The sequence below is a fragment of the Paenibacillus sp. FSL K6-2862 genome, from assembly GCF_038005125.1.
GTDB classification, from domain to species: Bacteria; Bacillota; Bacilli; order Paenibacillales; family Paenibacillaceae; genus Paenibacillus; species Paenibacillus illinoisensis_A.
The window spans coordinates 6,262,134-6,275,843 of record NZ_JBBOSN010000001.1; the positions used below are offsets into that span (position 1 = coordinate 6,262,134).

12 protein-coding genes are annotated in these 13,710 nt (G+C 52.2%); 7 read left to right on the forward strand and 5 right to left on the reverse strand.

Translation table 11 applies throughout. From position 1 onward, the window contains the following. Nucleotides 1-12: 12 nt before the first annotated feature. The gene (locus MHB82_RS28340) at nucleotides 13-384 is read right to left on the reverse strand and encodes a nuclear transport factor 2 family protein (protein ID WP_341176394.1); all 372 of its coding nucleotides are present in this window, start codon (nucleotides 382-384) and stop codon (nucleotides 13-15) included. A gap of 158 nt (nucleotides 385-542) precedes the next feature. Here MHB82_RS28340 and MHB82_RS28345 point away from each other — a divergent pair, with 158 nt between their 5' ends. The 3 genes from MHB82_RS28345 (at nucleotide 543) to MHB82_RS28355 (ending at nucleotide 2,754) form a co-directional block, all read left to right on the forward strand. Further along, complete coding sequence (locus tag MHB82_RS28345) at nucleotides 543-851, forward strand: ArsR/SmtB family transcription factor (RefSeq protein WP_258377645.1); 309 nt, start codon at nucleotides 543-545, stop codon at nucleotides 849-851. An 8-nt stretch (nucleotides 852-859) separates the two neighbouring features. Further along, nucleotides 860-1,666, forward strand: a complete 807-nt coding sequence (locus MHB82_RS28350) for a hypothetical protein (RefSeq protein ID WP_341176713.1) — start codon at nucleotides 860-862, stop codon at nucleotides 1,664-1,666. A 128-nt stretch (nucleotides 1,667-1,794) separates the two neighbouring features. Further along, complete coding sequence (locus tag MHB82_RS28355) at nucleotides 1,795-2,754, forward strand: MraY family glycosyltransferase (RefSeq protein WP_095291280.1); 960 nt, start codon at nucleotides 1,795-1,797, stop codon at nucleotides 2,752-2,754. A 168-nt stretch (nucleotides 2,755-2,922) separates the two neighbouring features. Here MHB82_RS28355 and cydC read toward each other — a convergent pair whose 3' ends face one another. Genes cydC through MHB82_RS28375 form a run of 4 tightly spaced genes read right to left on the reverse strand, consistent with a single transcriptional unit; the run spans nucleotide 2,923 to nucleotide 9,111 of the window. Then, complete coding sequence (cydC, locus tag MHB82_RS28360; protein ID WP_341176395.1) at nucleotides 2,923-4,824, reverse strand: thiol reductant ABC exporter subunit CydC; 1,902 nt, start codon at nucleotides 4,822-4,824, stop codon at nucleotides 2,923-2,925. Nucleotide 4,825: 1 nt separating this feature from the next. Then, nucleotides 4,826-6,694 carry a thiol reductant ABC exporter subunit CydD gene (gene cydD / locus MHB82_RS28365; protein ID WP_341176396.1) on the reverse strand — a complete coding sequence of 623 codons (1,869 nt, stop codon included), beginning with the start codon at nucleotides 6,692-6,694 and terminating at the stop codon, nucleotides 4,826-4,828. A 1-nt stretch (nucleotide 6,695) separates the two neighbouring features. After that, the gene (cydB, locus tag MHB82_RS28370) at nucleotides 6,696-7,751 is read right to left on the reverse strand and encodes a cytochrome d ubiquinol oxidase subunit II (protein ID WP_341176397.1); all 1,056 of its coding nucleotides are present in this window, start codon (nucleotides 7,749-7,751) and stop codon (nucleotides 6,696-6,698) included. Further along, nucleotides 7,696-9,111 carry a cytochrome ubiquinol oxidase subunit I gene (locus MHB82_RS28375; RefSeq protein ID WP_341176398.1) on the reverse strand — a complete coding sequence of 472 codons (1,416 nt, stop codon included), beginning with the start codon at nucleotides 9,109-9,111 and terminating at the stop codon, nucleotides 7,696-7,698. Before MHB82_RS28375 ends, cydB begins: the two co-directional genes overlap by 56 nt. A 389-nt stretch (nucleotides 9,112-9,500) precedes the next feature. On the opposite strand from MHB82_RS28375, the gene MHB82_RS28380 reads away from it, so the two are divergent. From MHB82_RS28380 to MHB82_RS28395, 4 genes are read left to right on the forward strand one after another with little or no spacing between them, the layout of a single operon-like run. After that, complete coding sequence (locus MHB82_RS28380; RefSeq protein ID WP_341176399.1) at nucleotides 9,501-10,793, forward strand: hypothetical protein; 1,293 nt, start codon at nucleotides 9,501-9,503, stop codon at nucleotides 10,791-10,793. Continuing rightward, nucleotides 10,793-11,683, forward strand: coding sequence for a glycosyltransferase (locus MHB82_RS28385; protein WP_110758484.1), 891 nt, complete (start codon nucleotides 10,793-10,795; stop codon nucleotides 11,681-11,683). The genes MHB82_RS28380 and MHB82_RS28385 overlap by 1 nt, the downstream gene beginning before the upstream one ends. A 1-nt stretch (nucleotide 11,684) precedes the next feature. Further along, a complete protein-coding gene (locus tag MHB82_RS28390) occupies nucleotides 11,685-13,022 on the forward strand; it encodes a glycosyltransferase family 4 protein (protein ID WP_341176400.1) in 1,338 nt (445 codons plus the stop codon). Further along, nucleotides 13,019-13,690: a class I SAM-dependent methyltransferase gene (locus tag MHB82_RS28395; protein WP_341176401.1), complete on the forward strand. Its 672-nt coding sequence runs from the start codon at nucleotides 13,019-13,021 to the stop codon at nucleotides 13,688-13,690. The genes MHB82_RS28390 and MHB82_RS28395 overlap by 4 nt, the downstream gene beginning before the upstream one ends. Nucleotides 13,691-13,710: the final 20 nt, after the last annotated feature.

Here is a 13,710-nt window from a genome sequence, read left to right on the forward strand (position 1 = left end):
TGAATACATTACTCATTTATATTTACTGAATGCATCCTTGTCGCCCTGCACATTTTCCAGATACATAATCTGTCCCTCATCATTCACGCGGGCGATATCAATCCCTGTTTTGGCATATACCGTGCCATCAGCAGCTTGCCCACATACGGCCCAGTTCGTCTGATAGCTGCCATCCGGCTGAAGCACCCACCCGTCCCACATATGTTTGACGTCCATGTTGTACTCGTAGAATGCTTTCATAAAACCTTCAAATCCCCTTCTGCTGGTTCCGTTCAGCACAATCTCAGCATCCGGTGTGAACAGGGACAGTAAATCCTCCATCGCACGTGCATCCGTACGGGAAGCGTCAAATAAACGAAAATAGTTGTTTAACAAGGTAATCATGGTGTTCCTCCTGATGGTCATAAACCGATATGAATTACAGTTCGAATAATTTCGAACTATTGAACAGAAATGTATCACACGACCAGTCTCCTTACAACCCTCAGTTCGAAAAAAATCAAACATTGAAAGAGACGTTTCAATATGCTACCGTCATAGATATGAAAACACCTACGATACCCATGACTTCGGAAATGGAGTTTACCACGGTCTGCAATGCACTTGGTGATCCAGTGCGCATGAAGATTGCACACTGCCTGGCCAGCTCCGGCGAGAAAAACTGTTCCGCCTTCGAAGTAGACCATATTTCCAAATCAACATTGTCCCATCACATCAAAATCCTTCGTGAAGCAGGCCTGATCCAGCCACGTATTGAAGGCAAACAGCATTTTTACTCTTTGCGAAAGGATGATCTAAACAGTCGTTTCCCCGGTCTTGTAGAATTAATATTGAATACGACAGGAGGTTAATTGCATTGTTGGATAAAAAAGCGGCAAAAATACTGCTGAGCACATTCTGGGGAGGTGGCGGCTGGAAGACAGAACGTGCACCATTCTCCGGAGATGATTTTGAATATGCCAAGAGCAAGCATGTCATGTTCGATCCGCAGACCACCACCCACGACGAGATTGTCCGGCGTCTGCATGAAATTCATCAGGACATCACCTTGAAGGACAGGGTCGTTTCGGCTTTTCTGCACAGCCTGTCTACCAAAAAAGTATATTTGCGCAGTGTGCTCTCCAGTTGGGCACTAACCTCACGTTTACCTCTGCATACCTATGCGGAACGGCCCGCGCTTCATGCCAATACTAGTGCATGTGGGGATTGCAATTACCTGCGGTTACAGTCGGACAAGCAGTATGTGAACGTGGATCTGAACGTCCTGAATTTTGAGCGGATCAAATGGGGCGGGGTCCGTCATGGATGGCTGCTCTACTGTTTAATGGATCTGGAGCTGCTGCTTCTTGATAACGATTCAAGCTACGAGGTAACCTCGGAAGACAAGGCCATCCTTGAACAGCTTCTCGCAGCCTGCCAGACTGGTGATCCCAAGGATAGTGCCCGCTCGCTTGAAAAGCTGTGGAAAGGTCTTCTCCCTTCGAGCAAACAGGAACGGGATGCCCTGATTGAGATCTGGGCTGCTGCCGGACTGCTGGTTCCTGGTGATACGCCGAGAAGAGGCAAGGGTGGTTCCGGCGATTTTATCTTTGCAGCTACTTGGCAAGGAGATGACGGCTATCATGTGGAAACAGCTAACCACTTCTTTGGATCTTATTTGCGATAAATATTCTGAACTTTGGCTTTCTGCCAACATGTGCGATCTTGCAGGTTACAATAATGACATCGACAGATTTCCGCTTTAGCTCGTATAATAGGGGAAAAATGGTAGATGGGAGTGAATCAAGCAATTTTATGGTATACATAATGGCCTTTTTGCTGTCTTTTGTTGTCGTGCTTCTGCTCATTCCTCCGCTTAGCCGACTGGCCCACCGCCTTGATTTTGTGGACAAGCCACGGGAGGACGTAGAGCGCAAGCTGCACAGGCAGCCCATTCCACTGACGGCGAGTTACGCGATATTCACCGGATTCTTCCTGACATACATTGCTTTTACGAAGCAGTTATCCATGGAGACAGCCGCACTGGTTGCAGGCGGTATGCTCCTATTAACGATTGGCACCATTGATGACTGGTACAAAACAAAAGGCAAAGACTTTCCCGCCCTGCCCAAAATGATCATTCAGATCTCTGCAGCCGTGCTCGTATTTGCTTCCGGCATTGCATTCACCGGGTTTGTGAACCCGCTGACCTCGGAATACATCATGCTTCCGTTCTGGCTGCAGTTCATTCTGACAATCCTGTGGATCTTCGGCGTAACCACGGTCATTAACTTCTCGGATGGCATGGATGGTCTTGCTGGCGGATTGTCAGCGATCTCGGCAGTCACGCTGTTTGTCGTTGCCCTGGCCAAAGGCCAGAGCGATTCGGCACTCATGTCCATCGTGCTTGTTGGTGTTACGCTTGGGTACCTGAAATACAACAAACCTCCGGCTAAGGTATTTATGGGTGATGCCGGAGCGACATTTCTTGGTTTTATTCTGGCTGTCATTGCCCTTGACGGGGCATTCAAGCAAGCCACCATGCTGTCCCTATTCATCCCGATTCTGGCCCTTGGTGTACCGATCTTCGACAATATCTTTGTCGTTATCAAACGTTTCATTCAAGGCAAAGCCATCTATCAGGCCGATGCAAGCCAGGCTCATTACCGCCTCCTGCGTGCAGGGCTGAACCATAAGCAGGTGGTTGGCGTTTTGTATCTCATCAGTACCTGCCTCTGTCTCTCTTCCATCATTCTCATGTTGGTCGAAATGTAGGGACGGACAATATTGCTTTATACAGGTAAAAAAAAAGAAGAGCCCGTGAATCCACGGGCTCTTCTTTTTGCTGATATGACCCTTACATCAGCTCTGTAACTTGGAGTAAGTCTCTCTTTTCATCCGATCAACGTGATCTCAGCCCTCAATTCTCGAAACCAACCACACTTACCTGGAAGCTGCCGGCGGCAAGGGAACCCCTGGCTTTTGCCAGTCTGTCCATCCTGGTCGGTCAAGTTCCACGAGGCGACGATAGCGCTCTTCCCGAGCCAGCAGCTGTTCGTGAGAACCCTGCATGGCAATCTGTCCATTTTCCATAAAAATGACCTCGTCCATCTGTTCAGCACCAATGAGATGATGGGTAACCCAGATCATCGTTTTGCCCTGCATGCTGTCCAGAATGGTGCGCATCAGTGCGCGTTCCGTCACAGGATCAAGTCCCACTGTAGGTTCGTCGAAGATGACGACAGGTGTCTCCCGCAGCAGCACCCTGGCCAGGGCGATCCGCTGTCGTTCGCCACCCGAAAAACGCATACCCGTCTCCAGCATCGGGGTATTGTACTCCTGCGGCAGAGATTCGATAAGGCCGGACAAACCGACTTGTTCAGCCACGCGTCTGATCTCCTCATCCGTTGCGTGTGGACGGCCAATTCTCAGATTGTTCGCGACCGTCGTATCGAAAAGGTGCGGATTTTGATTTAGCACCGCAATGACATCAGGTACATTCTCCCCCAGCGTCTGAATAGGCTGATCATTGATCAGAACTTCCCCGGCTGAAGGGAGCAGAGCGCCTTGAATCAGTTTGAGCAGTGTGGATTTGCCTCCACCACTGCGCCCGAGAATCGCTAACCGTTTGCCTTGGGGCAGATGGAGAGATACACCCTGTACCGCATGGGCATCTTCGGAAGCATAGCGGTAACTTACATGATCAATTTGAATATCCGCCCTCAGCTTCGGAGGGATACGCAGACGAATACGTTGATCTCGTGAACGATTCGTCATCTCCGCTGATTCAGAAGGGGCTTCAGCCAACTGCTTCGTTTCATCTATGCCTGACTTAACACCATGAGTATGTCCCTTACCCTCCAGATGCTGCAATCGATCCAGCGATTGACGGTACTCGGGGATACGCTCCACCGCATCGGACACAGGCAGTAAGGCTTCCGTAAGTGGAAACAGAACCAATACAAATGCCGCGATCATAACGGCGGGCAGCTGTCCTGCCGCAGCCTCGTTTCCTGCCCACAATGTCACGGACACCACCATCAGTCCGATGATACATTGTGCAATCAGGTCACGCCAGCGCGTCCATCTTCGCAGGCTGCGCCGAACGGAATCTGCCCGTTCCTCCCCCTCTTCCTGAAGACAAACGAACTCCGCTGCCCGGCCACTTGCCAGCCAGTCTCCAAGGCCAAGTACACCGTCAGTAAGCCGCGTATATAGATGGCTGTTCTCCTTTTTCAACCGCACTTTCTGTTTCCATGTAATCTTTAGCGTAATGGCTGGAAGCAACCCAATAAGGAATAACAAGTACAGACCCATCCACAATGCAAAACCCAGATCCACGGTTCCAAAAGAGATAACTGCCGCACCGTACAGGATCAATGCTGTGATGGCTGGGAAAACCGTACGCAGATAAATATCCTGCAGCCGTTCGACATCCTCTGCAAGTGCACCAAGCACATCCCCCGTTTGCATTCGTGAACGCAGGAACAGGGCTTGGGGCTCCAAAATTCGGTACAGCTTCACCCGTTGATCGGCAAGCACACGCAGTACGGCATCATGACCAGCCAGACGCTCAATATATCGAAACACCGCACGGAAAATCCCGAACGCACGAACACCCACAATCGGTACATATACCATCAGAATGTTTTCAGGGCGGAGCGCAGACTTGGAGATCAGGAACCCTGAAGTAAAGAGCAGCAGCACGGCACAACATGCAGCACATGTCCCCAGTGCAACAACTCCGGCAAATCTCCAGCGGTACTGTACCACGTAAGGAGAAATCCAGCTGCTCTTCACACTCCCGTTTCGGGCCGTTTCTATCTGCTCATGTTCAGCTTCCATGTTATACCGCCTCCATCTGGGCCCGAATCATCTGGTAATATACGCCTTGTCTTGCAAGTAACTCTTCATGTGTTCCCGTCTCGGCAACCGTCCCGCTGTCCATCACGATGATGCGGTCCATATGCGGCATCCAGTGCAGGCGATGCGTAGCCAAAAATATGAGTTTGTTCTCAAAACACGGAAGCATCGTCTGTTTCAGCTCGTACTCGGTCTCTACATCCAGATGTGCGGTTGGCTCGTCCAGCAGCAGTACCGGCCGTGCACTTAGCAAGGCTCTCGCCAAAGCTACCCGTTGCTCCTGCCCACCACTGAGCTGTCTACCGCCGGCTCCAATTCGCTCATGCAGTCCGTTTGGCAGAGAAGAGACCAGCTGGTTCAAGCCTGCTGCATTAGCAGCCACTGCAACCTCCGCATCCGATGCTTCCGGCATATAAAAGCGGACGTTATCAGCAAGGGTTCCACTGAATATATAGGGATGCTGCGGAATGGCAGCCGTTTGCATTCTCCAGGATTCCATCATCTCCGGGGACACGGGCTGACCGTTCACCAACACTCGTCCTGATGTGGGCAGTTGAAAACCAGCCAGCACGTCAATCAATGTGGATTTCCCTGCACCGCTTGCACCGATAATACCAACCTTGATCATACCGGAAATCTGAAAGGTGACATCCTCCAGCGAGGTGGCTCCGTCCTCTTCATGACGCACTTGGATGTCGGTAAGCGCCAGTCGGCTGCCCTTGTTCCAGAGCAGATTCGATGAAGCTGCAGACACTTGTCTGGCAGTGCGATCATCATCCAACACAACGCGTATGGTCGAGGCATGTTTACATTCGGAAGAAGACTGCTGTACAGATCTCACTCCGTCCGTCCCTGCCTGTGTCTGAAGAAAAGTAGTGGTGTACACTTCTCGCTGTCTCTGCTCGACTGCCTTCCCCCGCTCAATCATCTGTACAATTGCTTCGCCGGCTTCCTTGCCATCCAATGTGGCATGATAATCCGCACCCACCATACGCACAGGCAGGAAATACTCCGGTGCCAGAATAAGTACCGTCAGTGCCGGTCCGAGCAGCATCTGTCCTTCCGTTAGCCGCAAGCCAAGGCCAACCGCGACCGAGGCAACCGAGAGCATGGTGAAGAAGTCCAGCGCGAAGGAAGACAAAAAGGCCATCCGCAGTGTAGACATCGTTGCTTTTCGGTAGCGCTGGCTGACTCGAATAATCGTATCTGTATGTTTGCCGCTCTGGCCCAGCGTTTTCAACGTTTCGAGTCCGCGAAGCGTATCCACAAAGTGATTGGCCAGTGCCTTGTATGACTTGAATTGTCCATCAATCTTACGCTGTGCAGCCAGACCTACCAGAATCATGAACACAATTAGTATGGGAAGGGTCACCGTCAAAATAACACCGGACATGATATCCAGCTTGAATACATACAAGAGAATAACAATTGGGGTAAATCCCATGCCCAGCATGCGGGGGATAAATAGCTCCAGATACGTCTTGTACTGAGCTGTTCCTTCGCGTGCCAACGTGACCAGATGCCCTGTCCCTTCCGTTTTGGCAAAACGCGGGCCAAGCCTGAACCACTGCTCCACCATTTGCCTGCGCAGGTCTGTTCCCGTTTTCTCTGCATATCGCATGGCCACCAGCTGCAGCCAGAAGGAAATGGCGTACCGGGCAGCAAAAGCAGCCAGAAACAGCAGCAGCACAGGGTACTGCTCTGCGATGGATGACCCTTCGAACAATGCCGTTATGGCCTCGGCAAGCCATTTTGCCTGCATAATGATCGTCATCGCCTGCAGCAGTACCAGCGCTGAAGCCAGCGCCAGTACAGGCCGGATCCCCGGCAGCTTCAGCAATCCCCGTCCCATGTCAGTACTCCAGGTGATGCTGCTCGTTCAGACGTTTACGGAAAATGTAATAACTCCAGATCTGATATCCGAGGACAAAAGGCAGCAGTGTGCAGGCTACAATCGTCATCACTTTCAGTGAATACGCACCGGAAGCCGCATTATACACGGTCAGATCGAACGCTGAGCCCAAGGAACTGACCATGACTCTTGGAAACAGGCCAATGAATACAGAGGCAAACGCGATGGCAATAACGGCTCCAGTCATGCCAAAAGCCCAGCCCTCACGCTTATGCCGCACGAAGTAAGCAGCGAGACCCAATGAAACGGCACCAAGGACCACCATGATCCAGAGCGCCCAGCCGCGAACCGCGAACACATCTGTCATGAAGTAGGTCATCACCGCATACACCGCAAGAATGGCGGCCAGCGGCAGCATTAATTTATTTGCCATATTCAATGCCCGTTCCCTGAGATCGCCAACGGTCCGCAAGGAAGCGAACAGCAGACCATGAACGAGACATAACAAGGTTACACTTAGACCGCCAACAACAGTATACGGGTTGACGATGTCCAGGAATCCCGCACGCATCTGCATCTCTGCATCAATGGGCAAACCCTTCATGAGCGTTGCAAAGACAACTCCGAACAGAAATGGCAGGAGGCTGCTTGAGACGACAATGATGATATCCCATGTTTTGCGCCAGCGCTGCTGCTTCATCTTGCTCCGGAATTCAAAAGCGACTCCACGGCCGATCAATGCGAGTAATACAACGACAAGCGGCAGGTAAAAACCGCTGAACAAGGTGGCATACCAATGCGGAAAAGCAGCGAACATGGCGCCGCCTGCCGTGATTAGCCAGACCTCGTTTCCATCCCAGAACGGACCGATGGAGTTGATCAGGGTACGACGTTCACGATCTGATTTGGCAATCAGGCCTGTGGACATTCCCACACCAAAATCGAAGCCTTCCAAAAAGAAAAAACCGACAAACAATACAGCGATCAACAGGAACCAAAGCTCACTTAGTGACAACGGAATACCCCCCATCCATGCCGAACGGATCGGCCGATTCATCGTGTTCCTCCGGCTTATCTACTGCGTGCGGACCTGCCTTGATCTCACGAACGAACAGATAGACCATGACAATGCCCAGAACCGTATAAGCCGCCGTAAATGCAATGGTAGAGAACAGAATCTGGCCTGCGCTCACGTTAGGCGATACACTGGCTTCGGTCGTCATATATCCGAATACCGTCCAAGGCTGCCGCCCCACCTCCGTCATAATCCAGCCCGACGTATTGGCGATGAAAGGCAGGGATATGGCAAAAACCATCAGGCGCATAAACCATGTTCCAGCTACCTCCAGCTTCTTGCGCATCGCCAGAAATGTACCGTACAGGGCGAGTACAATCATTAAACCACCCGCAGCAATCATGATACGGAAGCTCCAGAACGTCGTCCGTACTGGCGGGATGTAGTTCCCTGGCCCATATGTCTGCTGATACTCGGCATTGAGTTCCTTCATGCCTTGAACACTGCCAGAGAATTTGCTGTAGGATAGATAACTGAGCAATCCAGGAATCTTGATCTCACCGGAGTTCTCCTGTTTGTCCGGATCTATTGATGCGATGACCGTCCAAGGCGCGGGATCCTCCGTTGTTGTCCAAGTTCCTTCACTGGCTGCCATCTTCATCGGCTGCGTCTCCACCAGATATTGCGCCTGGAAGTGCCCGGAGAACGCCACACCGAATGAGGAAACAAGACCAATGATGATGGCAATATTGAACGATTTGCGGAAAATCTCCACATCCTGCTTTTTCATTAATTTGTATGCACTGATGCCAGTTACCACGAAGGCCCCTGTCATTAATGCGCCAAAGATCGTATGCGGGAATTCAACCAGCAGCTGACCATTGGTAAGCAGCGCGAGGAAATCATTCATCTCGGCACGGCCGTTGTTAATCTCGAAACCAACTGGATGCTGCATGAATGAATTGGCTGCCAGAATCCACAATGCGGACAGGAATGTGCCGACAAATACAAGCCAGATGCAGGCCAGATGCACCTTTTTGGATAACCGGTCCCACCCGAAAATCCAGAGCCCGATAAATGTAGACTCCATAAAAAACGCCAGTAAGGCTTCAACCGCCAGTGGCGCCCCGAACACATCCCCGACAAAGCGTGAATACTCGGACCAGTTCATGCCGAACTGGAACTCTTGCAGAATACCTGTCACGACCCCGACGGCAAAGTTAATCAGGAACAGCTTGCCCCAGAACTTGGCCATCGTTTTGTAGATCTCCTTGCCCTTGACTACGTACAACGTCTCCATAATGGCAACCAGCAGTACAAGACCGATGGACAGCGGTACAAAAAAGAAATGGAAGATCGTTGTGAGTGCATATTGGATACGCGATAGCATAATCGGATCCATACCGTTACCCCTTCTTTCTGTTTACATCGCAGTGATTTGCATTTGGCATGGAAGCTGCACCTTCGCTGTCTGTCTGTCCGCCAAATACGTGATGAACGTATTGTGCCAGATTGCCTATTTTGTACATGTGACAATTATCACAATCTACATCGGAATTGCGAAAAAAATGTGACGATGGTCACACATTGGATAAAATTCAGCCTAATATGCGGCTTATCTGCTTCGTCTATTCAGGGAAGTTGCTCATGTTTGGCACAACATGCCCATATGCTAGAGTCAGACATATCATGCGAAGTGCCTTAAGGGCTGTACATATGATGTGGAGAGATGGAACACCTCCGGAAGCGGGGGCGGAACGTTAGAATGCAGTCAAAGTGAGGTGATGACCTATGGATAAGCCTGAATCGATACCGGAGATCAACGGGAAAACAGCGTCAAATGAGGATGGCAGCAAATGTCCTCCCAATCGGTACATTCTTTTTCCCCGCAAAGGGGGATGGTCCACTTTTCCTTATCCGGACATTGCTGCCCTACTCTCGGCCGAGGGAGAGGTCTTACATGTAAGCAGTCAGGAACGTTCTGAAGAGATGCCCCCGGCCATTTCAGTAATCACCCTGCCAGAAGCAGAGATTCTGCTGCAGCAGAACCGCACCGCTGCCGTCATTGCACACCCTTACTGGCTTACAGCAGTTCAATCGATGCATCCGAAGATCAGCATTGTGCTGCTTCCCGAGCCTGCAGGCGATGAAGCAAGCTCTCCGCTGTGGGAGGGTTGCATATCCAGACTGGTTGGTACTGCCGATCTGATCGGCACGTCTTCGGAAACACGGTACATGAAGCTTGCCTTTCAGGGCGTCCGCGCGGTCTGGCTGGGCGGTGAAGACAAGGCTCCGGCTGGCTCCATACACAAGGATGATCTCGAAATTCCGCTAAGAGATTATGAGCTGCTTTTTCTTCATGCCCTCAGACAAACCGTTTCCGAAGCACCGGACATCATCACTCCGCTCCAGTGCAGCATGCGTGCAGACTATTACCGCCAGCTCCGTTCCAAAACGGGGCCGCATGAGACGATCTCCTTTTTGCTGGCAGCCTACGAATATTTGCTGGACGACTCCCGTGCAGCAGCGTCCCTGAAGGAGGCCTTTACACATGCGATCATGAACGGACGAAGTGATTGTGTGCAATCACACTATCGGTTTCTATCAGCCATTCATGCCAAAGCAGGAGAAGTTGAATCTGCGCTGCAAGTCTACGGAATCAGTGCAGGCAGCGAACAGGAACGGCATCACTATGAACAGCTGTGCCGCTGGCTGGAGGCAGGAGAGAATCAGCTTGTGCAGGCAGAGCTGCTGCGGTTAAACGATGATTACGGAGCTGCGCTGGGGATATTGGATGCGCTTGGAGGAGAAACCGCCCGGCATTGGAAGTTCCGGATATATCAGGAGACCGAATGTGTGGAGGATGCTCTGGCTCTGGTCCATGCGGCAGATATTCAGGATCGTTCCAGCCGCAGGGATTATCAGGAGTTATCTGGGACTGCCATGGCCTTGCGGGGAGATCGTCACGGGGCAGTGCGACAGTTTCTCGAAGCTGCAATGGAGAATGAAGAGGCTCTCGCACGGATTGTGGAGATGGAACTGCTGGATCACGCTGTACAGCAGCTGCTTGGGGAGGTGCCGTGATGCTGGACCCGAAGAAGCGCACGCAGCATAATCGGGGGCTGGGCATGCAGTCTGACATTCGGACTGAAGTTCCCCCCTCCTCTTCCGAAACATTGGCAGACCATCAGATGGACTCGAAGAGCAATGAGGTGGAAAGCGAGCATTCACGCCCCACATCTTCTTCCATCCGCCGTATCCGCAAAAGTCAGGGAAACAAACTGACTGCCATGCTGCAGGTCCGTAACGAACGCGGACGATACCTCGAGGAAGTCCTCCGTGATCTGAGTGAATTCGTGGATGAGATCGTTATCGTGGATGATGCGAGTACCGATGGAACACCAGACATATGCAGGTCCTATCCAAAAGTGATTCGGCTCGAGATCCTGGAGAAGCCTCTATTTGCAGAGGAATGGCGGCTCCGCAATGCGTTATGGCAAGCGGCTGTAAGTACTTCACCGGACTGGCTGCTGTCCGTCGATGCGGATGAACTGTACAGTACGGAGGCCAAGGAAGCGATACGCGATCTGATCAACCAGGACCATGCAGACTGGGTGGCATTCCGATTCTACGATATGTGGGGCGGACGGACCCACTACCGGGATGACGAACTTTGGGGTCTGCACAGACGGCATACGGCATCACTTGTCCGCTATCTGCCGGAGTATCCCTACTTTTACCCACAGCAGAACCATCATGTTCCCCGTCTCCCCTTGTCCAGTTCAGTATTGCCAGGCATTCGCACAGAATTAAAAGTACAGCATCTGGGATGGGCGGGCAGCCTCGAAGACCGGGTTCGCAAGTATCTGCGTTACAAACGCATTGATCCCAGCGGCGAGTGGGGCAGTCTGGAACATTACGAATCCATCCTGGACCCGGAACCTCGGCTGGTTCCCTGGAAGGAGGAGCAGTGAGATGGGAGTGGTCAGCATTTTGACACACAGCTTCACGGATGGATACAACCGGGAGTTCGGACGGGTATTCGGAGGGGGGCTTGAACGTTATATTCTGGATCTGTGCAGTGTGATCCGCGAGCTGGGGCATAATCCCGAAGTGCATCAGTTGTCTTATTATGAAGCCTTTCAGACACGTACGGAGCAGATTGATGTATTCGGGTACGCCTACGATATGGATGATGTGCCTGAAGCCTTTGCCCGGATGGCAGCTGCAGCTCGCGGCCCTGTCATCTATGCCAGCTGTCTCTGGCAGCCCATCAGCTACAAGCCCGGCAGTCTGGGCATCTGCCACGGCATTAACTGGGATCGCCCCGGATTGCCGCTGGAGACCAAGCAGCAGGTGGCTGAGCACATCCAATTGGCACTGGATGGACTGGTCCGCATCGTATCGGTAGACTCCCATTTTCAGACCTTTTGCCGGGCAGCATGCACGTTTGATGATCCCCAACAGGTTGTCCTTATTCCCAATGCTGTGGATACCTCCTACTTCACTCCCGCTCCCCCCAGACCGAGGTTCGGACAGGAACAGGAAGCGGAATGGCTGTCTGCATGGAAGGAGGACCTCGCCAGCCAGGAAGAAGCCGGGGTCGCCATCTCCGGATTGAGTGCAAAGGAAGCTATTTTGCTTGATAACGCTGACAATTCCGATCAGGCAAACGAGATCGCTGATTCTGCTTACAGCATCCCCAGTACTGCTCTGTCATCAAAGATTGTCCGTCCTCTGCGAATTCTGTATCCGCGCCGGATCAGTATGGAACGGGGCATCATCCCCATGATGCTGGCGGCAGATCGGCTGCTGGGCGCCTATCCGGATCTGGAGATTGAATTTGCAGGAGAACTGGTTGAAGGCAGCACGGTGGGCAGGGTGTTTCGGTATTGGCACCGCACTCATCCGCACCAGGATCGCATCTTGCAGCGTACGTACGACTTCAGGGATATCCGCGAGGCCTACCATCAGGCTGATATTGCCGTGATTCCCACGGTGTTCTCGGAGGGAACCTCCTATGCCTGCCTGGAAGCCATGAGCTGCGGCATTCCGGTCGTTGCCTCCAACGTGGGCGGGTTAAACGATCTCATACAGGACGGTTTCAATGGGCTGCTTGTGCCCCCTGGCGATGAAGCACTAACCGCCGCTCTGGTTCGCTTGCTGGAGGACAGAGCTGAGCGGGAGCGCCTCGGCATATACGCTAGGGAAACAGCTGTCGCCTACGATCTATCCGGATGGCGGCGCAAGTGGCGTTCGGTATTGGAAACGTTCTTGGCAGATGCAGGATTGAGAGAGGGGATACGGGGATGATGGACACACCTAATCAGAATGAGGCATTAGTATCCAGATATGTTCGGCAAAGCGATCCCAAAACAGATACGCTGGTATTTCCACTGCATCCGGCATGGTGGAGCAGACCTTACGAATATGAATGGGCCCGCCAGTTCGCCCAACAAAACGACGTGGTACTGGATGCAGCCTGCGGCATTTCCCATCCGTTCAAGTTTTGGCTGGCCGAACACTGCCGGGAAGCTCACGCCTGTGATTGGGATGAACGCATCTTGTCGGAGGAAGCAATCCGTCAGGATATTGCCTCCGATTTCGGCGAAGAAGCTGCGCGCCATTTACCGGAGCACTACTTGACCAGGCTGCATCGCGCTCAGGCAAACCTGGCGCAGCTGCCTTATGCCTCCGGCATGTTTGACCGAATATTCTGCATTTCGGTTCTGGAGCATCTGGATACAGGCACGATGCTGCGTGCCTTTCGCGAATTCGCCCGGGTTATGAAGCCGGATGGACAATTAATTGCAACCTTTGATGTGCCGGAGATGCGGCCCGATTTACTCGAGACCATCATGGCCGTTACCGGTCTCACCATTGATGGAAAGCTCGTGGTGGAAGAGCCTGATGATGCCATCTGGTCCGACATGTATGGGACGCCAATTCGCTGCTTCCGGGCGATCATTCGGAAAGGGTAGCCATTTTCGGTAGCAAGATG